Below are 235 nucleotides of genomic sequence, written 5' to 3'. Positions count from 1 at the left end.
CAACTTCCCTATAACGTCACCGGGAACACTAAAGCGCGAATCGATCCGCTGCTGATTGAGAGCGTCGATATCCTGAAGGGGCCGTCATCCGTGCTGTATGGCGGTGGCTCCCCGGGCGGGCTGGTCAATATTCAGAGTAAAAAGCCGCAGAAAGAGGCGAAAACAGAACTGGGCTTTAACACCGGAAACCGCAATCTGAAAGAGGGGTACCTGGACTCCACGGGGCAGATTGCGA

1 protein-coding gene is annotated in these 235 nt (G+C 55.3%); it reads left to right on the top strand.

Going from position 1 to position 235, the window contains the following annotated elements; genetic code table 11:
* A partial coding sequence (locus tag RTW80_RS30870; protein WP_312722074.1) for a TonB-dependent receptor plug domain-containing protein occupies positions 1 to 235 on the top strand: 235 nt, incomplete at both ends.

Origin of the sequence: Escherichia sp. AM3 (genome assembly GCF_032029835.1) — a bacterium.
Lineage (GTDB): Bacteria > Pseudomonadota > Gammaproteobacteria > Enterobacterales > Enterobacteriaceae > Escherichia > Escherichia coli.
This window is presented reverse-complemented; position numbering and strand designations above follow the sequence as displayed.